Origin of the sequence: Vibrio sp. 10N.222.52.C12 (genome assembly GCF_041474215.1) — a bacterium.
Taxonomy (GTDB): Bacteria; Pseudomonadota; Gammaproteobacteria; order Enterobacterales; family Vibrionaceae; genus Vibrio; species Vibrio crassostreae_C.
Map to the genome: position 1 here is coordinate 52780 of NZ_JBFRTR010000017.1, position 21494 is coordinate 74273.

At 45.2% G+C, this 21494-nt stretch carries 22 protein-coding genes; 17 read left to right on the forward strand and 5 right to left on the reverse strand.

What is annotated here, in order from left to right; all coding sequences use genetic code 11:
• The 5 genes from AB4623_RS03795 to AB4623_RS03815 all read left to right on the forward strand — a co-directional run.
• A partial coding sequence (locus AB4623_RS03795) for a DUF2796 domain-containing protein (protein ID WP_372145783.1) occupies positions 1 to 308 on the forward strand: 308 nt, incomplete at its 5' end.
• Between the two features lie 141 nt (positions 309 to 449).
• Positions 450 to 1166, forward strand: coding sequence for an ABC transporter ATP-binding protein (locus AB4623_RS03800; RefSeq protein WP_017058894.1), 717 nt, complete (start codon positions 450 to 452; stop codon positions 1164 to 1166).
• Complete coding sequence (locus AB4623_RS03805; RefSeq protein WP_372145785.1) at positions 1163 to 2422, forward strand: ABC transporter permease; 1260 nt, start codon at positions 1163 to 1165, stop codon at positions 2420 to 2422. Before AB4623_RS03800 ends, AB4623_RS03805 begins: the two co-directional genes overlap by 4 nt.
• Before the next feature lie 14 nt (positions 2423 to 2436).
• Positions 2437 to 2952: a DUF3299 domain-containing protein gene (locus AB4623_RS03810; protein ID WP_017058892.1), complete on the forward strand. Its 516-nt coding sequence runs from the start codon at positions 2437 to 2439 to the stop codon at positions 2950 to 2952.
• Positions 2953 to 3466: 514 nt separating this feature from the next.
• Complete coding sequence (locus AB4623_RS03815) at positions 3467 to 4375, forward strand: TIGR03899 family protein (protein WP_017069397.1); 909 nt, start codon at positions 3467 to 3469, stop codon at positions 4373 to 4375.
• 163 nt (positions 4376 to 4538) lie between these two features.
• Here the strand turns inward: AB4623_RS03815 and cysC are convergent, their stop codons facing one another.
• The 4 genes from cysC to cysD all read right to left on the reverse strand — a co-directional run bounded on the left by cysC (position 4539) and on the right by cysD (position 9367).
• Positions 4539 to 5159: an adenylyl-sulfate kinase gene (cysC, locus tag AB4623_RS03820; RefSeq protein WP_102333023.1), complete on the reverse strand. Its 621-nt coding sequence runs from the start codon at positions 5157 to 5159 to the stop codon at positions 4539 to 4541.
• A 24-nt stretch (positions 5160 to 5183) separates the two neighbouring features.
• On the reverse strand, positions 5184 to 6908 hold the full coding sequence (locus AB4623_RS03825; protein ID WP_017058888.1) for an SLC13 family permease: 1725 nt from the start codon (positions 6906 to 6908) through the stop codon (positions 5184 to 5186).
• 65 nt (positions 6909 to 6973) lie between these two features.
• Complete coding sequence (gene cysN, locus AB4623_RS03830) at positions 6974 to 8404, reverse strand: sulfate adenylyltransferase subunit CysN (protein ID WP_017058887.1); 1431 nt, start codon at positions 8402 to 8404, stop codon at positions 6974 to 6976.
• 18 nt (positions 8405 to 8422) lie between these two features.
• On the reverse strand, positions 8423 to 9367 hold the full coding sequence (cysD, locus tag AB4623_RS03835; protein ID WP_226088532.1) for a sulfate adenylyltransferase subunit CysD: 945 nt from the start codon (positions 9365 to 9367) through the stop codon (positions 8423 to 8425).
• Positions 9368 to 9781: 414 nt separating this feature from the next.
• Between cysD and AB4623_RS03840 the strand changes: the two genes are divergently transcribed.
• The 10 genes from AB4623_RS03840 (at position 9782) to AB4623_RS03885 (ending at position 19288) form a co-directional block, all read left to right on the forward strand.
• A complete protein-coding gene (locus AB4623_RS03840; RefSeq protein ID WP_372145787.1) occupies positions 9782 to 11758 on the forward strand; it encodes a bifunctional 2',3'-cyclic-nucleotide 2'-phosphodiesterase/3'-nucleotidase in 1977 nt (658 codons plus the stop codon).
• A gap of 285 nt (positions 11759 to 12043) precedes the next feature.
• A complete protein-coding gene (locus tag AB4623_RS03845; protein ID WP_017071303.1) occupies positions 12044 to 12631 on the forward strand; it encodes a DedA family protein in 588 nt (195 codons plus the stop codon).
• Entirely contained in the window at positions 12628 to 13761 is a 1134-nt protein-coding gene (locus tag AB4623_RS03850) for a D-alanine--D-alanine ligase (protein ID WP_372145789.1), read from the forward strand. The genes AB4623_RS03845 and AB4623_RS03850 overlap by 4 nt, the downstream gene beginning before the upstream one ends.
• Before the next feature lie 19 nt (positions 13762 to 13780).
• Positions 13781 to 14323, forward strand: a complete 543-nt coding sequence (locus AB4623_RS03855) for a hypothetical protein (protein WP_032545608.1) — start codon at positions 13781 to 13783, stop codon at positions 14321 to 14323.
• Positions 14324 to 14325: 2 nt separating this feature from the next.
• Positions 14326 to 15075, forward strand: a complete 750-nt coding sequence (locus tag AB4623_RS03860) for an NRDE family protein (protein WP_017058882.1) — start codon at positions 14326 to 14328, stop codon at positions 15073 to 15075.
• A gap of 12 nt (positions 15076 to 15087) precedes the next feature.
• Positions 15088 to 15525, forward strand: a complete 438-nt coding sequence (locus AB4623_RS03865; RefSeq protein ID WP_102333018.1) for a YHS domain-containing (seleno)protein — start codon at positions 15088 to 15090, stop codon at positions 15523 to 15525.
• 12 nt (positions 15526 to 15537) lie between these two features.
• Positions 15538 to 17292, forward strand: a complete 1755-nt coding sequence (locus AB4623_RS03870) for a lysophospholipid acyltransferase family protein (RefSeq protein ID WP_372145791.1) — start codon at positions 15538 to 15540, stop codon at positions 17290 to 17292.
• 71 nt (positions 17293 to 17363) lie between these two features.
• Positions 17364 to 17930: a Crp/Fnr family transcriptional regulator gene (locus AB4623_RS03875; RefSeq protein WP_017067547.1), complete on the forward strand. Its 567-nt coding sequence runs from the start codon at positions 17364 to 17366 to the stop codon at positions 17928 to 17930.
• Positions 17931 to 17987: 57 nt separating this feature from the next.
• Positions 17988 to 18440, forward strand: a complete 453-nt coding sequence (locus AB4623_RS03880) for a GNAT family N-acetyltransferase (protein WP_372145793.1) — start codon at positions 17988 to 17990, stop codon at positions 18438 to 18440.
• The gene (locus AB4623_RS03885; RefSeq protein WP_059022213.1) at positions 18440 to 19288 is read left to right on the forward strand and encodes a DMT family transporter; all 849 of its coding nucleotides are present in this window, start codon (positions 18440 to 18442) and stop codon (positions 19286 to 19288) included. Before AB4623_RS03880 ends, AB4623_RS03885 begins: the two co-directional genes overlap by 1 nt.
• A 59-nt stretch (positions 19289 to 19347) precedes the next feature.
• Here AB4623_RS03885 and AB4623_RS03890 read toward each other — a convergent pair whose 3' ends face one another.
• Entirely contained in the window at positions 19348 to 19932 is a 585-nt protein-coding gene (locus AB4623_RS03890) for a LysM-like peptidoglycan-binding domain-containing protein (RefSeq protein WP_059022215.1), read from the reverse strand.
• A 213-nt stretch (positions 19933 to 20145) separates the two neighbouring features.
• Between AB4623_RS03890 and AB4623_RS03895 the strand changes: the two genes are divergently transcribed.
• Together AB4623_RS03895 and AB4623_RS03900 are read left to right on the forward strand one after the other, a co-directional pair.
• Positions 20146 to 20766, forward strand: coding sequence for an FKBP-type peptidyl-prolyl cis-trans isomerase (locus AB4623_RS03895; protein ID WP_372058729.1), 621 nt, complete (start codon positions 20146 to 20148; stop codon positions 20764 to 20766).
• Between the two features lie 134 nt (positions 20767 to 20900).
• On the forward strand, positions 20901 to 21395 hold the full coding sequence (locus AB4623_RS03900; protein WP_017058875.1) for a DUF2780 domain-containing protein: 495 nt from the start codon (positions 20901 to 20903) through the stop codon (positions 21393 to 21395).
• Positions 21396 to 21494: the final 99 nt, after the last annotated feature.

Here is a 21494-nt window from a genome sequence, read left to right on the forward strand (position 1 = left end):
ACGCTGAACACGATCATGATGACCACAAAGACCATGACCACGCTGAGCACGCTGAGCACGCTGAGCACGCTGAGCACGATCATGATGACCACGAAGGTCACGACCACCACGATCACTCAGAAGGTGGCCACGGTGAGTTCACTGTTGAGTACCACTATGAATGTTCAGATGTTGCTAAGCTAGACACAGTTAGCACTCAGTGGTTCTCTAAGTTCAGCAACACTGAAAAAATGACGGTGAACCTACTAACAGACACAGCTCAAGTACAAGAAGTGCTTAACGCAGAGCGTATTAGTTTCCGATTCTAATCACTCCTAGATCGGATTAAACGTAAAATAAACAGCCAGGTAAGTCATCGCTTACTTGGCTGTTCAAATCGGTGTGTTCCTGGGAATTTATGTTTCAAATTACTGTCCAGTAGATACACCGCTTTAATTATTGGAGCTAGCATGTCTTCTGACAGTTCATCACTTGTGGTCAAACTCGAAAATATCAGCTTTCGTTGGAAGCCTGAATTACCACCAACGCTAGAGATCCCCTCTCTTCACATCCAAGCCCAAGAGCACCTTTTTATTAAAGGGCCAAGTGGTTGTGGAAAATCAACTTTGTTAGGGCTACTGACCGGAATCAACCAAGCTGAGCAAGGAGAAGTCTCTATCCTTGATCAAGACCTCACTCAGCTTACACCTCGTCAAAGAGATAAATTCAGAGCCGATCATATTGGTTATATTTTCCAACAATTTAACCTGCTTCCTTATCTATCAGTTATCGATAACGTGACGCTTCCTTGCCAGTTTTCACAGATACGTAAACAGCAAGTCGCTGAAAGCCAGAAAAGCTTACAAGAGACGGCTCGAGAGTTGTTACTCAGATTAAAACTACCTCAAGCTTTAATGGACAAGCCCGTTACCGAGTTAAGCATCGGTCAACAACAACGTGTTGCTGCCGCTCGTGCTTTGATCGGCCAACCCAAAATCATTATTGCCGACGAGCCAACCTCGGCTTTGGACCATGACAACCGAGAAGCTTTTATCGAACTGTTGTTAGAACAAGCCAACCAGGCAGGTTCTACTCTTATCTTTGTTAGCCATGATCCAACACTAGAAAAATTATTTACTCGAACCATAGATTTAAAAACCGTTAACCAAGCTAAGGTTGTCGTATGAAAGTAATTACTCACTTAGCCTTAAAAAGCGTACTCAACCGTAAAGCCACGGCTATTCTCACCATTCTCACGGTGGCGGTATCTGTCATTCTCTTGCTCGGCGTAGAACGCGTTAGAACCGAAGCAAAAAGCAGCTTCGCCAATACGATTTCAGGTACTGACCTTATCGTTGGTGGCCGTTCTGGTCAGGTCAACCTGCTGCTTTACTCAGTATTCAGAATCGGTAATGCGACCAACAACATAGACTGGAAAAGCTATGAAGAATTTAGCCAGCACAACGCAGTAAAGTGGGCGATACCAATATCATTGGGCGATTCACACAAAGGCTTCCGTGTGATGGGTACAAATCATAGTTACTTTGAAAACTATCGCTATGGAAGTAAGCAATTACTTACTTTCCAACAAGGTAAAGAATTTGAACAGCTATTTGATGTAGTGATTGGTGCCGATGTTGCGAAGAAGCTAGATTACAAAATCGGTGATCAAATCATTCTTGCGCACGGTATCAGTGATGTTGCGTTTAGCCGTCACGATAATCTGCCCTTCAAAATTGTGGGAATACTCGCGCCAACCGGGACACCAGTAGATAAAACCGTACACGTTTCGTTAGAGGCTATTGAAGCGATTCATGTTGGCTGGGAGTCAGGTGCTAACCTAGGACATATGCCGGATGCCGAAACCTTAAAGACTTTTGATTTCCAACCGAAGCAGATTACCGCGATGATGCTCGGGCTGAATTCGAAGATTCAAACCTTCGCACTGCAACGAGAAATCAATAACTACCGCCAAGAACCTTTAAGCGCCATTATGCCGGGCATTGCGCTTCACGAATTGTGGGGAATGATGGCTGTAGCAGAACAAGCACTACTGATTGTTTCAGGGTTTGTTGTCGTCGCCGGTTTATTGGGCATGCTCAGTAGCCTACTCACTAGCTTGCAAGAAAGGCGCCGAGAGATGGCTATCCTACGTGCGATGGGCGCAAGACCTCGTCATGTGTTTGGTTTACTGATCAGTGAAGCCAGTGCGCTAACCTTCCTTGGCATTACATTAGGTGTTGCAGTATTGTTTACGCTGATCGCAGTGGTTGCTCCTATTGTGCAACAAAGTTATGGTATCAACATATCGATATCCGCAATCACACCGCATGAGTGGAAACTGCTTATGCTGGTACAAGTTGCTGGAATCATTATCGGCTTTATTCCCGCTTTCAGGGCTTACCGCCAGTCATTGTCTGATGGCATGACGATTCGAATCTAAAATAGGAACCTACGATGCAACGCAAATTCCTACTGATACTTGGGCTACTTCTGTTCCCATTTATCAGTACAGCTCACGCTGAAACCACTCAGAATGACGAATCGGTATTAACACTTGAATGGATTGATTTGATTCCAGAATCAGAACGTGCTCAGCTAGATTCATTTGGTATGCCGATGGTTGACCACAATAGTATGGACAAACCTCAACAATCGACACTTGGTGCTGTTCGCCCAGAGCTGAATGGCAGCACAGTGAAGATTCCTGGCTTTGTGATTCCATTGGAAGGTGATGAGAATATGATCACTGAGTTTCTGCTGGTACCGTACTTTGGCGCATGTATCCACGTGCCACCGCCGCCACCGAACCAAATCATCTACGTGAAGTTCCCGAAAGGTGCACCAATACAGCAGTTATGGGATGTGATCTATTTGGTCGGAACGCTGAAAACTGAGTCAATCAGCCATGACTTAGCGCAAACCGGTTATCTTATTGAAGGTACTGCGATTGAAGAGTATGACGACATGTAGTCATTAGAAGGGTGGCTCAAGGATGAGCTGCCGTCACTGAACGAGTGTGATCATTCAATAACAGTTTAATAACGATAATTTTCTTCTGAATTACGCGATGTAATTAGATAAGTAAGCTAGAACAGCGACATAAATCGCGAGTAATAACCCTATACTAAGCTGTTTCTTCAGCTTGTTATCATTGACTTGATTCATAACTCCTCCTTGAGAATTACAACAAATTTAACATTTTATTATCATTAACAAAAGTAAAATTTTGTTGAAACCTTCAACTATGCTCGCAAAATCTAGCCACCAATAAGATAAAGAGTTACATTTTAGACAGTTATACCAATCACAATAAGTAAGTGTTCAGAAATAGCGTAGGAAAAAGCCTTGAGAACAAGGCGGAGCTTTTTGATAAGTAGTTATTCTACAATCAAAAATTGTAGCTCAGTTATCAAGCGTTTTAACAAGCTAGGCTGAGCAATTATTTACTACGATTGGTTTTGAGTCGTCTCCTAACGGTACTCTTATGTCAAAAACCAAACAGCCAGTGATCATTGAGCATGCTAGCGACACACAGCATAAGCATGAGAAAAAGCCTCATATTGCCGACAGTGCCAGCAGAATGCTGCACATCGCACAAAGCTTCGGCCTCGATTCCTTAATTAGTCATAGTGCCAAGCCAAAGGATAAAGCTGAGAGTACGCTTATCGAACGGGCACTATTGCGAGAGAAAAAACGTAGAGAGCTTCGCCAAAAGAACCTAGAACAGATTCTAAAGTTGGCGCACTCTTCATGTAAGGATGAAGCGGCTGGAGACCCGGATCAGGACTGGTTATACCGTTTCTTCGACATGGCACAAGAGATCCACAATACATCGATGCAGAGGCTATGGGCTCAAGTACTGAAACGAGAAGTCACCAACCCAGGCTCGACGTCGATGAAGGCACTGCAAATCTTAAAAGACATGACGCCAAAGGAAGCACTGACCTTACAAAGAGCAGCTTCATTAGGCTGCAGTTTTGGTAGCGATAACAGCAGAAAGCTCTTACTCGGCTTTAAATCTCATGCTGGGCTATTCAACTTTGGCAAAAGGGACACCACCAACACCATCAACCTTGGTGGGCACAACCTGCCCTACTCCAGCTTGCTCCACTTGATAGAGCTCGGGATTATTCTGGGCACAGAATTAGAATCCGGAGAGATTGATTTCGATCCAGCCCTGCACCTAACCTATCAAGGTAAGAGCATGTCACTGGCACCATTATCAAAAGGCGTGAAGCTGGTTTACTACCGATTCAGCCCTACAGGCAATGAGCTTTGTACCTTGCTCGGTAACAAGCCAAACACGCAGTATTACGATCAACTGATTGCACTATTGAGCCAGAAATTCACAGTACAGACAGAAGTGAAAAGCAGCGTAAATTACACCGTCTAGACACTCGACGGAGCTAAAATAGACGGTGTAAGAAGTGAAGTATTAAGAGGAATAAAGAGAATCTAGAGGATAGGTTTCTTGTCTCGGTAAACTAAGGCTGCACTACTTATCAGTCATGAATAAGTCGATAAGTAAGTGAACAGCCTTAGTCGTACCAACGATCTCAATTGGCTAAAATATTTCGCTTCTCCAACGCATCAATACACAGTTCGACCAATTCATCGAGTGTCTTCTCACCTGCAGGTAGATCAATCTCAGGGCTCAGAGGCGCTTCGTACACTGAACTAATACCTGTGAAGTTCGGGATTTCTCCGGCACGTGCTTTCTTATACAGACCTTTAGGATCACGCTGTTCGCAAACCTCTAATGGCGTATTGACGAACACCTCAAGAAACTCACCTTCCGGCAATAAATCTCTCACGAGTTGCCTTTCAGCTTGATGCGGAGAAATAAAGGCTGACAACACGATCAAGCCTGCATCTGCCATCAATTTAGCAAGCTCACCAATACGACGGATGTTCTCTCGACGATCTTGCTCAGAGAAGCCAAGGTCGCTACATAAGCCATGACGTACATTGTCACCATCCAATAAATAAGTATGGTAACCAAGCTGTGCCAAACGATTTTCTAATGCTCCAGCGACTGTCGATTTACCAGAACCAGACAACCCCGTGAACCAGAGCACGGCTGGCTTTTGTGATTTCAGATCCGCGCGAAATGTTTTATCAATCGAGTGTTGATGCCACACAACATTCTCATCTTTGGGTTTGAGTACTGCGGTCATAATTAGTCCTTTAAATAAACAGCATTAAAATGGGAAAAAATAAGGAATTAGGGTCAGCACCAAGCCCGAATATACAATCGAGATTGGAATGCCGATACGCAGATAATCCGTTAAATGGTAATTACCTACGCTATAAACAAGTAAGTTGGTTTGGTAGCCGTATGGAGAGATAAAACTGGCACTGGCACCAAACAGTACCGCCATGATGAACGGCATAGGGTCAACGCCATAACCTACTGCCATACTGTAGCCAATCGGAAATGAGAGTGCTGCAGCCGCATTATTGGTCACCAGCTCTGTCAAAACCAAAGTCATAAAGTAGGTAGCAACTAACGCACCGAATACGCCCCAGCCATTAAACGCCTCCATAAACATCAGCCCCATCCGCTCAGATAAACCCGATGAAATCATCAGTTGAGCAATAGAAAGTGCAGAGCCCACGATCACCACAATATCGACTGGGAAACGGCGGCGGAGCTCACCCAGTTGCACCACGCCAAATGCCACCAGCAACAGTAGAAAACCAGCTAAGCCTTTGATAATAGGTACTGCATCGATAAGGGCTAAACCAATCACGCTAGCAAAGCCGAGCAACACGAACGTCGATTTGTCGGCATCAAGCTTGGCACTCGAATCTAAGTCATTCATCAACACAAACTCTTTGTTGTGTTGTTGGCGCTGTTCTTCAAAGCGTTTACCTGGAACCAAAATCAAGGTATCACCAGCGGTCAATGTGATATTCCCTAGCCCACCTTCTAGGCGTTCATGGCCACGACGAATAGCAACCACAACCGCATCGAAACGATCTCTAAATTGGCTGGTTTTCAGGGTTTTGTTACAGAAGCTTGCCGACGAACTCACCACCACTTCAACAAAGCTCTGGCCATTCAAATGATGCTGACCAAACAGGGTTAAACCTTGGATTTCTTGCAGTGTTGCAACACTCTCTACATCACCACAAAACAGCAATCGGTCGCGAGCTTGAAGAATAAAATCAGGGTCAATAGATGCGGTGGTCTTACCGTCTCGAATCACTTCCGCTAAGAACAGTTTTCTCAATGCTCTGAGGTTGTTTTCACTTACGCTGCGACCAACTAACGGTGAGCCCGGCTCCACTCTGGCTTCTAAAAAGTAAGGCAGATCATCTTGAGAACCATCATCGTAGCTGGGTAAAAAATAGCTAAGAGGAATAAGGATCAACACGCCGCCGATCAAAACAGCTAAACCGATCAAGGTGGGTGTGAAAAAGTTTAAGCTCGGCAATCCGGCATCTTCAACAAAGCTATTGATGATCAAGTTGGTTGATGTGCCGATCAATGTCAGGGTGCCACCTAAGATGGCAGCGTATGACAAAGGGATAAGTAACTTAGACGGCGCGTGCTGTTGATTACGTTTGATCGCCCCGATCAAAGAAACAACCACCGCGGTGTTATTAGTAAAAGAAGAAAGTAACGCTGTAGAAATACCCAACTTCGCAACCACGGTACCTAGCCTACCTTCAGAGATATTGCGGCTAACCCAGCTGATTAAGCGAGTTTTCTCCAACGCACTTGATGCGAGGATCAGAAGAATTAAAGTCAGTAACGAGGAGTTAGTGAAGTTATTAGCCAAGCTCGACAAGTCGATCATGCCAGCCATAAAAGCAATAAACGCCGCGCCAGCAAAGATAAAGCTTGGCTTAATACGGGTAACGAGCAGGCAAGTAATGATGCCGAGCAAAATCGCTAATACAAATCCTTGTTGCCACATATACCCGTCCTTTATGGCGGAAACGATCGGTTTCCGCCTGATTCAATAAGCTGTTACTTGGTCGTTTATGACTTCAGTAGTTGGCTTAGATCTTTGGCATCCCAATGAGGGAAATGTTTGCGAACCAATGCGTTGAACTCAAGTTCAAATGCAGAGAAGTTACCGACTTGCTGTTCAACAGAGTCCAAACGGTCTCGAATCAAACCCGCGCCAACCGTCACGTTGGTTAGTCGGTCGATAACGATGAAGCCACCGGTATCGGCACTTTCACGGTATTTATCCAGCGCGACAGTCTCGTTCAATGACCATTCACACAAACCAATACCATTCAATGGCAACTCATCGACAGCGTGAGTCGATAGGTTGTTGATGTCGTATTGGTGACGAACCGTTTCAACCTGACCAACGGTTTTCTTGCCTGCGATCTTGATGTCGTAAGCTTTGCCCGGTTGCAATGGTTGCTCTGTCATCCACACGATGTCAGCCAATACGTGGTTAGTGGATTCAATCTGCGCGTTTTCTAGCACAATCAAATCACCACGACTGATATCAATCTCATCTTCAAGGGTCAGTGTTACTGCCAAGCCCGCTTGCGCAGACTCCAAATCACCATCAAAAGTTACAATGCGTGCAACCTTAGAGGTTTTACCCGACGGCAGCGCCTTGATTTCATCACCGACACTGACACGGCCAGAGGCAACGGTGCCAGCAAAACCGCGGAAGTCTAAGTTAGGACGATTGACGTACTGAACTGGGAATCGGAATTCACCTGCCGAACGCTTTTGGTCAATGTCGACGTTCTCTAACACTTCTAGCAGAGATGGGCCTTCGAACCATGCAAGCTCTTTGCTTGGCGCAGCAACGTTAATACCTTCAAGTGCCGATACTGGCAAGATCTGAATATTGGTTTCGCCTTCTAGGTTTTCTGCAAACTCTAGGTATTCATCGCGAATTTCTTCAAAACGATCTTGCGCGTAATCCACGAGATCCATCTTGTTTACAGCAACGATGAAATGCTTCAAACCAAGCAGGTTAGAGATAAACGAGTGACGACGTGTTTGATCCAGAACGCCCTTACGAGCATCAATCAAGATCACCGCCAGATCACACGTTGAAGCGCCTGTTGCCATGTTGCGCGTATACTGCTCATGCCCAGGAGTATCAGCAATAATGAACTTACGTTTTTGAGTCGAGAAGTAGCGGTAAGCCACATCGATCGTGATCCCTTGCTCACGCTCAGCCTGCAGACCATCAACAAGCAGTGCCAAATCAGGTTTCTCACCTGTCGTTCCCACTCGTTGGCTATCCGAGTGAACCGCCGCTAGCTGATCTTCATAAATCTGTTTTGTATCATGGAGTAAGCGACCGATTAGCGTACTTTTACCGTCATCTACCGAGCCACAAGTTAAAAATCTAAGCATAGATTTATGCTGATGCTGACTTAGATAACCTTCAATCCCTAGTTCAGCCAATTCGGCTTCTACTGCACTATTCATTTTTCTTTCCTTAGATTCTTAGAAATAACCTTGGCGCTTTTTCAGCTCCATAGAGCCCGACTGATCATGGTCAATCGCTCGACCTTGACGCTCACTAGACGTCGCCACCAGCATTTCTTCAATAATGCCTGTTAGCGTATTCGCCTCAGATTCAACCGCTCCGGTTAATGGGTAACAGCCTAAAGTACGAAAACGAACGCTTTTCTCTTCAATCACTTCACCTTCTTGCAACTCCATACGGTCATCATCAACCATGATCAGCATGCCATCACGCTCAACTACAGGGCGTTTGTCTGAAAGGTAAAGTGGAACAATATCGATGCTCTCTAGGTAGATGTATTGCCAGATATCGAGCTCAGTCCAATTAGATAGCGGGAAGACACGAATGCTTTCGCCCTTATTAACCTGACCGTTGTAGGTGTGCCAAAGCTCTGGACGCTGGTTTTTTGGATCCCACGTATGGTTCTTATCACGGAAAGAATAAACACGTTCTTTCGCACGAGATTTTTCTTCATCACGACGCGCACCACCAAAAGCCGCATCGAACCCATACTTGTTTAACGCCTGCTTAAGGCCCTGTGTTTTCATGATGTCAGTGTGCTTCGAAGAACCATGTACAAATGGGCTACAACCCATCTCAATACCTTCTGGGTTCTTATGTACTAAAAGGTCGAAGCCGTACTTTTTAGCCGTACGATCACGAAACTCAATCATCTCGCGGAATTTCCAATCCGTATCTACATGCAATAGCGGGAATGGAATCTTGCCTGGATAAAACGCTTTGCGAGCTAAATGAAGCATCACAGAAGAATCTTTTCCGATGGAGTACATCATCACTGGGTTATCAAACTCAGCCGCTACTTCACGGATAATATGAATACTTTCCGCTTCGAGCTGTTTTAGGTGGGTTAAACGTTCTTGGTCCATTTCAGTGCTTCCTTTAAGGCTCGCGTTACGAGCAATTCATTACTTGGTCTTGCCAAGCAAGGGATTTAACTCATCCACTTGAGTGAATGGGAGTATTGGCACTAGAAGAAAACAGAAGCTTCGTTTTGAGCTATCCTTGCTATTCATCTGCCTGATACGTCCTTGATATAGGCATTATGACGAGCCTCTCATATTACTGGAAATTCTAAAATTTCATTTTTTATTCGAAAAGCTGATAAGGGATTGAATTTACCGATAAGCAGGTGAAATGAATGGACTAATATTATCGATATCAGTTGCGCATTGATTGAGCAGCTTTGGGAGGCGTCTTGCAGAACACCATAAAGTAATCGATCTAAGTCACGAATTAACATTCGTTGTAATCATTGTTTCATTCGGTTTTGTTACATTACGCAACGAATTTTCTACTATCCACTTTGGAGCTACAAAATGAAAGTTGCAATGAAACCTTTGTCATTGGCTGTACTTGCGGGTCTTGGTTTGACTTTAGCAGGCTGCACAACAACACCAGATACCGATGAAGTGATTAAATTACGTGTCGTAGAGACAACGGATATCCATACCAACCTAATGGATTACGACTACTACAAAGACAAGCCATCGAAAAAAATTGGCTTAGCACGTACTGCAACTCTAGTAAAAGAAGCTCAAAGCGAAGTAACCAACAGCGTATTAGTTGATAACGGTGACTTGCTGCAAGGTAGCCCAATGGGTGACTACATGGCAGACAAAGGCATCGAAGCGGGTGAAGTTCACCCTGCATACAAAGCTATGAACCAGCTAAGCTACGACGCTGCAAACCTAGGTAACCACGAATTCAACTACGGTCTTGATTTCCTAGAAGAGTCAATCAACGACGCTGATTTCCCGTACATCAGTGCTAACGTTTACGACGCAAAAACCAAAGAACACTACTTCACACCTTACATCATCAAGACGCACACGTTTGAAGATACTGCAGGCGTAGAGCATGAAGTAAAAGTCGGCTACATCGGTTTCGTTCCACCACAAATCATGACGTGGGATAAGAAGAACCTTGAAGGTAAAGTAATCGCTCGCGATATCATTGAGACAGCTAACGAGTTAGTGCCTCAAATGAAAGCGGAAGGCGCTGAAGTTATCGTTGCTATCCCTCACTCAGGCGTATCAACTGACCCATACAAAAATGGCGAAGAAAACTCAACGTTCTACCTATCTGAAGTAGACGGCATTGATGCAATCGCATTCGGCCACTCTCACGCTGTGTTCCCAGGCAAAGGTTTTGATGACATCCAAGGCATCGACAACGAAACGGGCACAATGAACGGCGTTGCGGCGGTAATGCCTGGTCGTTGGGGTAGCCACGTTGGTGTTATGGATCTAACACTTGCACAAAAAGACGGTAAGTGGGAAGTCGTTAAAGGCCAATCAGAAGCACGCCCTATCTACGACAAAATCGAGAAGAAATCGCTTGCTGCAGCTGATGAAGGCATCGTAACAGCACTAGAAAAAGACCACGCAGGTACTCGTGAGTTTGTTAACCAACCAATTGGTAAAGCAGACGACGTGATGTACAGCTTCCTGTCTCTAGTACAAGACGATCCAACAGTGCAGATTGTTAACCTTGCACAGAAAGATTACGTTGAACAGTTCATCCAAGGTGACCCAGACCTAGACGGTACACCAGTACTTTCTGCTGCTGCGCCATTCAAAGCCGGTGGCCGTAAGAATGACCCAGCGAACTTCACTGAGGTTGAATCTGGCCAACTGACATTCCGTAACGCGGCTGACTTATACCTTTACCCGAACACGCTAGTTGCAATGAAGGTAACAGGTCACGAAGTAAAAGAGTGGCTTGAGTGTTCTGCTGGCCAATTCAACCAAATCGATGTGAACTCAACAGCACCACAACAGCTGATTGAGTGGGATAACTTCCGTACTTACAACTTCGATGTTATCGACGGTGTGGATTACCAAATCGACGTAACTCAGCCTGCGAAATACGATGCAAACTGTAAAGTGGTTAACCCTGATTCTCAGCGTATTGTTGGCCTAACTTACCAAGGTAAGCCAATCGACATGAAGCAAGACTTCCTGATCGCAACCAACAACTACCGAGCTTACAGCGCTAAATTCCCAGGCACAGGTGAAGACTTCATCGCATTTGATGCACCAGATGAGAACCGTACTGTACTGGCGAACTACATCTCTCGCGTAAGCAAAGAGCAAGGCCAAGTGAGCCCAACAGCTGACAACAACTGGTCATTCGCACCAATCAAAACGGATAAAAAGCTAGATATCCGCTTTGAAACGTCGCCAAGTGAGAAAGCGGCACAGTTCATTAAAGAGAAGGGTCAATACCCAATGAAACGTGTTGCCACTGACGATGTTGGTTTCGCTGTTTACCAGATTGACCTAACTAAATAGATTACTTCAGTAATCAATAGTTAACCTTCTAAAGGCTGAGTTTAACAACTCAGCCTTTTTCTTTTCTTATCTAAATTCTTAGTGTAAGGCCTCAGCTTTCGAAGCTTAAACTCCTGCTCATTCTTCGCCTAATATCGCACACCTCAAATCACCTATTGAATCCAATCAACATAAAAAAGCAGCAATTCGCTGTAAGTTTTTCTCTGCTCCTCCTGTCTATTTAATTTACTACACTCAATGAATGGCCGGTAAGCCATTCATCTATAGGATAGATAAGGACATTTGATGGGCACCGTCGAGAGCATTCAAGCATGGTTACATTCAGGGGAGGAGTCGCTGCTATGGCTGATGCTTGGCATTATCGCGCTTTCTTACCTGCTTGAAGATCTGGCAATCGTGACGGCCGCTGGTTTAGCGACTCAAGCACTCATCCCACCGCAATATGCGTTACTTGCAATTTTCATTGGCATTGCCACTGGTGATCTTGGTCTTTATTACCTTGGTAAATCAGGACGTTACTTCCGAGGCGTTCGATATAAAGCCCTCACCAATAAGTACTTTCGTTCGCTTCGTACCAAATTACGCCAAAACGCATTCAGCAGCCTTTTTGTTATCCGCTTTATTCCTGGGCTACGCACCGTTGGTTTTACTCTGAGTGGCTTTTTCGCCATCCCACTGCCTACTTTCTTATTTGCCGTCATCAGCGCAACTGCGCTCTGGACTGGCATTGTCTTCTCTGCCATCTACTATTTAGGGACATCAGCCTGGCTGCAAGCCTCTGAATATCAATGGATCATCATCCCGTGTGCCATCGTTTTGCTGTTTATCGGCAATCGATTAATGAATAAAACCTACTCTAGAGGGCTATCATGAGTTCACCGCAAGATATTCGCATCATTCCCGCACATCAAATTAATGCAGGCATGCCTTTGCTTGAAAAAGATACCGTGCGCAGTGTCTCTCCTTATGAGTTTCTTCCGACTTGGTTTTTCTACACGCCAGTGGTGATTCAAAGCCTGATGCAAGGGTTACGGCACTTTGACTGGGCGCTGCCGCTCATCGCCAACCCGAGCATCAAGTTAAGCGGCATGGTAGGCGAATCAAAACACGAAATACTGAGCCTTGCCGGATCATCGAGTCAGCGCTGGATCTCTCCGTTTATCACCCTCACCAAAACGGATCTTAGCAGTAAGAAGCAAGCTGAAGATGCGCGCAGCGCACTCATACAATCGGATCTTGATTTCCCGATTGTGGCTAAACCTGATCTTGGTTGTCGAGGTGTTGGCGTTAAGCTGATCAACACACAAGATCAACTTGAGCAATATGTTGAATCTTTCCCAAATAACGCTCGCTTTCTACTGCAAGAAAAGGCGCCTTATCAGGCAGAAGCTGGCGTTTTCTATGTTCGTTACCCAAACAAAAAGCAAGGCGAGATCATCTCGATCACACTCAAATATGCGCCAATGGTGATGGGTGATGGCAAGTCGACACTCAAGCAGTTAATTGAAAATAGCCCGCGCGCTGGGCAGCTCAGTCACCTCTATCTGCCAAGACATCAAGATAAATTGGATCAAGTGATCGCAGAGGGCGAAGAGTTCCAACTCGCGTTTGCAGGCAGCCATAGCCGTGGCTGTATCTTCCGAGACGGCAATCAATACATCACTCAGGCTCTAACAGAACGCTTAGATGAGATATTCGACGACTTCGATGGCTTTCACTTTGGTCGACTCGACGTCAAGTTTAAGGACATGCACAGCCTAATGAACGGTGAGGATTTCACGATTCTTGAGGTCAATGGCGCAAGCAGTGAGGCTGGACATATCTGGGATCGCAACACCCCATTACGAGAGATATTTTCTACGCTACTCCTGCAATATCGCATTCTTTTTGATATTGGCGCTCAGCAAAAACAACGAGGCCACCAATCCCCTTCTTTCAAGAGCTTATTTGCGGCGTGGCAAGAAGAGCGACGTCTTGTTCAACAATATCCGACTACCGACTAACTTTGCACGAGGATCATGAATGAACCCCATAGCCCAACCGAGCGCCCTTACTTCTTTCTCTCCTAGTATCAAGGGAGCGGTAGAGATATTGAATCAGGGTCTAGAGTTTTTGTTAGCGATTTCTGACAGCGATTACCTGACACGAGCAAAGCCACACGTTACAAGCTCTATCGGTGAACATACTCGTCACACACTGGATCTTTTTCACGCCTTGATTTTAAAAGAGGATGAGGCAGTTGATTACAACACTCGTCGTCGTGGTCATCCTGTCGAATACGACCGCTCTATTGCAGTCAAAGAGATCCACTATGTGATCAACTGGCTTGAACGATTAGACCGTCGAGATCTCGAAGCGCCTATCATGATCCAAACCGAAGTTTCGATGGACGCTCAAGTGTTCGCAAGCCTGCCTTCAACGCTCGAAAGAGAGGTCACATTTGCCGCACTGCATGCCAATCATCATTACGCGATGATCAAGGTGATCACCACCTTCCTAGACGTCGAGACCTGCAACACCTTTGGTTATGCCCCAACCACCAACAGCTATCTGAGGGAGCAATAATCATGTGTTCAGTATCTTGGCTGCTTGAAGAGAATGGTTATCAGGTCTTTTTTAATCGTGATGAACAAAAGACGCGAGCACTGGCAATGCCACCCAGACAATATCGAGTCAACGGTGTCGATATCATTATGCCACTCGACCCAACTGGCGGCGGTAGCTGGATAAGTATTAATGAGTTCGGGCTTTCGCTATGCCTACTCAATAACTATCAAGGCACAGTGCCCGTTGGTCCTTTAGTAAGCCGCGGTTTGCTACTTAAAAACCTATCATCGAGTCGTAATATCAGTCAGCTATCTGAAGCGTTTCACAAGCTAGACCTACACTCTTTTGCCCCATTTACCTTGCTAGCTTTCGCGCCCAATCTAACCCAACACAATGGTCTGGTTATCGCCTACATGTGGGATGGTATTCAACAGAAAATAGTCGACACTGATTCTCCACTCTTCTCATCCGGTGTTGATTTAGAGCGAGTGCAAGCCTACCGACAAGCAAAATATGATCAGCTCATGGCGGCAGGTAAGAATCAACAGAACTTACTGATGTTCCACTCTCACCATCACAATGAGCAACCTCATTTAGCGACCTGTATGCATCGCGAAGACGCACATACCGTGAGCTTTACACACTTACGTAACCTGCATGGTCAAGCCTCTATGTTTTATGCACCCGGCTCACCATGCGAACCCATTAAACCATGTCAGATAAATCAGCAGCGCTTTACCTTTGATTTATCACCCGCAATCAATCTATAGATGGAGTCCATCATGAGAAAACTATTCACCATGGTTCTGCTACTTGTTAGCCCGTACGTATTTGCCGCCGATGAAATCTACACTGGTTTCTTTAGCAGTAAGGCGCTCGATGGCTACGATACCGTCGCATATTTCACGTCTGGGAAGCCCATTGAAGGCAGTAAAAAATTCAGCACTGAGTACAAAGGGGCGGATTGGTATTTCTCTTCTGAAAAGAATCTGACTTTATTTGTTAATAATCCTGAAAAATATGCCCCTCAATATGGTGGCTATTGCGCTTGGGCAGTATCAGCGAAGAGCGACTTTGCACCGAGTGACCCACATCAATGGACGATTGTTGATAACAAGCTTTACCTCAACTACGACCAAGAGATTAAGCAGCGCTGGGAACAAGACCAAGCACAGCATATTCAACAAGCCGATAAAGTTTGGCCGCAACTGATTAAGTAAGGTAATTTCATTATGATTGATAGTCCTTTTCGTTTACCACGTTACACGCCTTTTGGTTTAGGTGAGTCTGTTGTCGAGTGGGCAACTGGGCTATCTAAGCTAGACCGACTCTACCAAGATCGTAAAAACGAGTTATCTAGCTTCGAATTCATGAATTACACTCTGTCGGCGCTCAATATCGACTACTCGGTTGCATCGGGAAGCACGGAAAACATCCCGGAAGAAGGGCCTGTCGTGATTGTGGCGAACCACCCGCTTGGCGCCATCGAAGGCGTGATCCTTGCCGATCTCGTAGGATCAGTAAGAAAGGATGTGAAGGTGCTGGCCAATGAGTTACTTAAGCGCCTGCCTGAACTGGATGATCTTTTCATCGGTGTCGATGTCTTTAACAGTAAAGAATCGAAACGCACCAATGCCAAAGCGATTCGAGATGCCAATCGTCATTTGGCTGATGGTGGACTATTGATTGTATTCCCAGCAGGTGAAGTATCAAGCTACCGTAAAGGGGCAAAAACACTGACAGACATCGAGTGGAGCAAGTCGGTAGCGAAATTCGTCAAACGTCACCAAGCCACCACGGTACCTATCTTTATCAATGGCAAGAACAGTGAGTTTTTCTATCAAGCGGGTCGTGTTCATCCACTGTTGAGAACAGCTCTACTCGGGCGTGAACTTCTTAATAAACAAGCGACAACTATCTCTATCTCGATTGGCTCATCGATTCCGTATTCAGAGATAAAATCGTTTGAAAAAGAGATGGATATCGTCAACTACCTACGACTTAATACCTATCTAATGAGTCAACAAGATAGTCCGAACACGCCAATCCACGCGCCCTCTTTCGATACCCAAGTGATAGCGCCTATTCCACCAGAAGTCTTATCAATAGAGATAGACTCACTCCCTGAAGAGATGAAACTGCTCGAGCAAGGGAACTTTGAGGTCTACTGCACACCAAGCCAATCCATTCCTAACTTAATGCGCGAGATTGGTCGAGTAAGAGAAGAAAGCTTTAGAGAAGTCGGAGAAGGCAGTGGGCTGGCCTGTGATTTAGATGAGTATGACCTTTACTACCATCAACTGTTTGTGTGGAATAAAACCAAGGCAGAACTGGTCGGGGCGTATCGACTCGGTATGGTCGACAAACTCATCGCAGAGCACGGGCTTGATCAGCTTTACTCTCGTAGCCTGTTTAACTACAACCAAGAATTCATTGATACGTTAGAAAACAGCATTGAACTAGGGCGATCGGTAGTAAGTAAACCTTACCAAAAGAGCCTGAACTCACTGTTACTATTGTGGAAAGGCATTGCGACCTTTGTGTCTCGTCACCCTCAATATACCCATCTGTTCGGCCCAGTCAGTATCAGCAATGATTACAGCCACAATGCGCGTCTGTTGATCGCGACCACGTTATCAATCCACCATTATGATGAGGAAAAGGCGAATTTGGTTTCACCTTCGTCACCACTCAATACCAGCAGTCATGTGTTCTGGCAAAATCACCTGCTCTCTTCACTGGCGAGTGTGCCTCTGCTCTCTAAAGTGTTAGCACGCATGGAGCAAGGTAAAGGCCTGCCGGTACTGCTGCGCCAATATCTAGGGATGAACGGTAAACTGGTGTGTTTTAATGTCGACCCATCGTTTAATGATGCCTTGGATGGCTTGATTGTGGTGAACCTTAAGAAGGTTCCATTGAAGACCTTAGGTAAATACATGGGCAGAGAACTTGCTCAAGATTACCTAGAGCAACACGCACGCCTCTGATTTATCCTGCTCTGTACCTCTCTCCAAATAAGTGCGATGATTTCGGCACTTATTTGGGATAGGTTATTTTCATGCACACCTCTTTTATCGAACAACTGCAAAGCTTCGACTTCTCTGAAAGCCAGATTGAATCTCTACTCGCTGTCGCCAAGCCACTTGAGCTGCCAACCAGACACATCTTGATCAATCAAGGTGAGATGGCGAGTTCAATCTACTTTGTACTTGAAGGCTTGTGCCATGCCTGCTACCTCACTGATGATGGTAAGCAATACAGCAAAGAGTTCTATTGGGAACAAGATTGGATCATCGGCTTTGAGAGTCTGATAAAGAACCAAGCCTCTCCTTACCTATTAGAAACGCTGACACCCATCACCATGTTAGAGCTGCCAATGAATGCGGTTATCGAGTGGCGTGCATCAAATAATCCTTTGTATTTAAAGCTGTTAGAAACACAACTGATGCATAAGGAAAACAAAGAACGCTTCATGCTGCTCTATACACCAGAGCAACGCTATCAGCTGTTCTGCGAGCACTATCCCGACCTTGAGCAGCGCTTGAACGACAATCAAATTGCAGCCTACCTAGGAATAACCGCAATCAGCCTGAGCAGAATTAAAGGTCGAATTAACAATAGTTAATGCCAACAATCATCGCGCATAGTACATTCAGAGCATCGATAATCTCTGGATGTAAACATGATCACTTGGCACTCAATTCCTTTTTCTGAACTCTCAACACAACAGCTTTATCAACTACTTAAATTAAGAGTCGATGTATTTGTGGTCGAGCAGACTTGTCCTTATCCAGAGCTGGACGGTAAAGATACACTCGCGGGTGTTGAGCACCTGCTTGGCTATGCTGATGAAGAGTTGGTAGCGTGTGCACGTTTATTACCACCAGGTACCTCTTACGACAACACCAGCATCGGTCGAGTCGCAACCAAACAATCAGCAAGAGGTGATGGCTTGGGGCATCAATTAATCAAAGAAGCATTAACACGCTGCGAGGCTCTTTGGCCAAATACGGCCATTGATATTGGCGCGCAGCAACACCTAGAAAACTTCTATGCGAGCCACGGCTTCAAGACCATCTCGGATATGTACCTCGAAGATGACATTCCTCATATAGACATGAGATTAGAAAAATAATGACGAATATCACTGCCGGTATTCTATTGTTGGTTGCAGGTAACTTGTTTGCCTCGCTTTCCGACGTAGCGGTAAAGCTGTTAAATGGCGAAGTACCGCCCTTACAGTATATTTTTTTCCGACAGTTGATATCTCTGCTCATCATCACCCCTTTGTGGCTACAGCAAAAAAAAGAACAACGATGCTTACAGCAAGCCAAAGTCACCTTCATACGAGGCCAACTAATATTAATTGGTAGCGGGTGTATGGTTGTGGCAATCACTCATTTATCTTTAGCAACCGCCAACGCTGTGTTTTACGTGGCTCCCCTATTGATGTTGCCTCTTTCTATATTTCTACTCAAAGAGCAGCCTGCACTTGGGAAGGTGATCGCCACTACCATAGGTTTCATCGGTGCACTGATTGTCTTAAGGCCATCACAATTTCATTGGGCAGCACTGTTTGCTTTGGGTACAGCACTCACTCTCGCACTCTTTAATGTACTCGTAAGAAAGCTTCCTAGTGAGCAAACGGTGGTCACTACGCTGTGGTGGACAACCTTATTCTCTATTCCAGCCTCATTAGTACTGTGCTTCTTATACTGGCAGCCGGTGTCTGTGGAGCATTTGGGATACATAGCATTAAGTGCGACGCTAATCTTAAGCTACAACGGCCTTGCGGTTGCTGCCTATCAAAAAGCACACTCTAGCCAAATTGCCTTGGCTGAGTATTCAGGATTGGTGTTTGTCGCGCTAATAGGTGCAATATGGTTCGATGAGATTCCGGATACATTAACCTTTATCGGAATCATGCTTATCATCTTGCCACTCGCCCCTTTCAAGCGACCAAAAAAAAGAGCTAATGCTTAGCTCTTTTCTATCGTTTATCTGTGTCTAGCAAAGCGCTTTAACTCAGGCTTACTGTTCATCTACTTACTGCGACCAAAGCCACCATCGGATAAGCGGAAGAACATCACCGAAGTATCGCCTTTCTCTAGCTGAAGAATGTCCAACTGCCCAGTTTCAGCAAGTTTGAAACGAACCAGTTGGCCTTTACGAATCTGACTGAGTGGCTTATCTGCACCTTCAATACGCACTAACGCATTCAAGTCAGACAATGGCAAATCGTTGTTTCGAAAAACCTGCGCTAACGTATCCCCTTGCTTAACAAGGTACTCCTGCCAATTTTTGTTACTCGGTTCTGATGAACTGCTCTTGGCATTTTGCTGTTCGCTTAAGCCGACGGTGTTTATTTCAAGCTCAACGCGCGATGTTGTTGGAGCTGTGTCTACTTTAGGTTCTGGTAGCGGCACAAAAAGTAATATCAGTACGATCGGAGAAATCACCATCAACAGTCTTTGGTGTAACTTCGGCAATGAGCCCCAAGTTTGCGCTGTCGAGGTTTTCAATTTCTTCACATCGATCGAACTCAATTTCTCTTTGACCTTATTCAGTCGATCCTTGAATTCTGCTAAGTGGTCAACTTTCTGTTTTTTCTTTTGACGACGATTCATACCACTGCGTCCTATACATTGAATAACTACAGTATAAAAACCAAAGTACCAACAGTATAGATCTTTCCGTCACAACAAGGCCCAAAGCGAGAAAATTGACATGGCTGTGATTTGGGCACGGTAAAGCGCAAGTGATCAGGGACTAGCCGTTTCTTCACGCTGCTAATACTGGTATTCTTACCCTTTTCGTACTGACAAAAAGAGTGACTTTTCATGTCTGAAGTAAAATTTGAAACTGTAGAGCAAAAAGCTAGCTACGGTATCGGTCTACAAATGGGCCAACAACTTGCTGGTTCTGGTCTTGAAGGCCTAAACGTTGACGCAATCGCTGCTGGTATCGCAACAGCTCTAGTTGGCGACATGCCAACTATCGAAGTTGACGAAATCAACAACGCACTACAAGAGCTACACACTCGCGGTGAAGCTGCACGTCAAGAACTAGCTAAAGCTGCTGCTGCTGACGGCGAAGCTTTCCTAGCTGACAACGCTCTTCGTTCAGAAGTAACGGTTCTTGAGTCTGGTCTTCAGTACGAAGTACTAACTGAAGGTACTGGCGAAATCCCAACTGCAGACAAGCAAGTACGTGTTCACTACCACGGCGAACTAACTGACGGTACTGTTTTCGACAGCTCTGTATCTCGCGGTCAACCTGCTGAATTCCCTGTAACTGGCGTAATTCAAGGTTGGGTACAAGCTCTACAAATGATGCCTGTTGGCTCTAAGTGGAAGCTATACATCCCTCAAGATCTAGCATACGGTGAGCGTGGCGCAGGTGCTGCAATCCCACCATTTGCTGCTCTAGTATTTGAAGTAGAACTTCTAGCTATTCTTTAATTTTTATAAAAACCTTTAGTAAAACAAAATACTATTGGCAAATAAAATTGAAATAATCCAACGGCGATGTGACTACATCGCCGTTTTTCGTTTATAGTGAAAGAGTAAATTACTTTATTACTTAAGGACGAATAATGAAGAAAGTACTCATCACAGTTTTAAGCAGCCTTGCTGTTGTCTCTTGCGCTAGCACTAGCGACTCTGAACAAACCAGTTCATCATCAGATACCAACTATTCCCAACTATCCCAAACTGCACTGATGGCTGCAGTAAATATGTGGTCTCAGCAGAACGAAACAACACCGCTTGTGGATACGGTAGCTGACCAAGCTTCTGTTACCAGTGACCAAGCAGTTGGCGGTATTGGTTCAATGTTAGCCCTTGCACAAAACTCTCTTGGCACAGCCGACAACAAAGAACTCGCGACACTTATTCCGGGTATGTCGAGCCTTGAGTCTACTGGTCTATCATCGCTACTAAGCTCACAAGGTGCCGTTGAAAGTGCGTTTTCTGGATTAGGTATGGATCCATCAATGGTTACAACATTTGCACCCATCATTCTTCAAGCACTGCAGTCACAAGGTGCAACGAGCGGCCTGATGGATTCACTTTCAGCTATATGGCAATAATCGTTAGTTATTAATAGCTAGCTTAAAATCTAATAAGGGCACTTCGGTGCTCTTTTTTGTGCGTGGAAGAAAAGATATTTGAGATACGAGATACGAGAT

Bases quoted from the DNA above. Each gene is read 5' to 3' on its own strand.
- AB4623_RS03810 (WP_017058892.1), top strand. From the start codon at position 2,437: ATGCAACGCAAATTCCTACTGATACTTGGGCTACTTCTGTTCCCATTT.
- AB4623_RS03815 (WP_017069397.1), top strand. From the start codon at position 3,467: ATGTCAAAAACCAAACAGCCAGTGATCATTGAGCATGCTAGCGACACA.
- AB4623_RS03800 (WP_017058894.1), top strand. From the start codon at position 450: ATGTCTTCTGACAGTTCATCACTTGTGGTCAAACTCGAAAATATCAGC.
- AB4623_RS03880 (WP_372145793.1), top strand. From the start codon at position 17,988: ATGATCACTTGGCACTCAATTCCTTTTTCTGAACTCTCAACACAACAG.
- AB4623_RS03805 (WP_372145785.1), top strand. From the start codon at position 1,163: ATGAAAGTAATTACTCACTTAGCCTTAAAAAGCGTACTCAACCGTAAA.
- AB4623_RS03855 (WP_032545608.1), top strand. From the start codon at position 13,781: ATGAACCCCATAGCCCAACCGAGCGCCCTTACTTCTTTCTCTCCTAGT.
- cysC (WP_102333023.1), bottom strand. From the start codon at position 5,159: ATGACCGCAGTACTCAAACCCAAAGATGAGAATGTTGTGTGGCATCAA.
- AB4623_RS03890 (WP_059022215.1), bottom strand. From the start codon at position 19,932: ATGAATCGTCGTCAAAAGAAAAAACAGAAAGTTGACCACTTAGCAGAA.
- AB4623_RS03875 (WP_017067547.1), top strand. From the start codon at position 17,364: ATGCACACCTCTTTTATCGAACAACTGCAAAGCTTCGACTTCTCTGAA.
- AB4623_RS03865 (WP_102333018.1), top strand. From the start codon at position 15,088: ATGAGAAAACTATTCACCATGGTTCTGCTACTTGTTAGCCCGTACGTA.
- AB4623_RS03885 (WP_059022213.1), top strand. From the start codon at position 18,440: ATGACGAATATCACTGCCGGTATTCTATTGTTGGTTGCAGGTAACTTG.
- AB4623_RS03845 (WP_017071303.1), top strand. From the start codon at position 12,044: ATGGGCACCGTCGAGAGCATTCAAGCATGGTTACATTCAGGGGAGGAG.
- AB4623_RS03825 (WP_017058888.1), bottom strand. From the start codon at position 6,908: ATGTGGCAACAAGGATTTGTATTAGCGATTTTGCTCGGCATCATTACT.
- AB4623_RS03850 (WP_372145789.1), top strand. From the start codon at position 12,628: ATGAGTTCACCGCAAGATATTCGCATCATTCCCGCACATCAAATTAAT.
- AB4623_RS03870 (WP_372145791.1), top strand. From the start codon at position 15,538: ATGATTGATAGTCCTTTTCGTTTACCACGTTACACGCCTTTTGGTTTA.
- AB4623_RS03895 (WP_372058729.1), top strand. From the start codon at position 20,146: ATGTCTGAAGTAAAATTTGAAACTGTAGAGCAAAAAGCTAGCTACGGT.
- AB4623_RS03840 (WP_372145787.1), top strand. From the start codon at position 9,782: ATGAAAGTTGCAATGAAACCTTTGTCATTGGCTGTACTTGCGGGTCTT.
- AB4623_RS03900 (WP_017058875.1), top strand. From the start codon at position 20,901: ATGAAGAAAGTACTCATCACAGTTTTAAGCAGCCTTGCTGTTGTCTCT.
- AB4623_RS03860 (WP_017058882.1), top strand. From the start codon at position 14,326: ATGTGTTCAGTATCTTGGCTGCTTGAAGAGAATGGTTATCAGGTCTTT.
- cysN (WP_017058887.1), bottom strand. From the start codon at position 8,404: ATGAATAGTGCAGTAGAAGCCGAATTGGCTGAACTAGGGATTGAAGGT.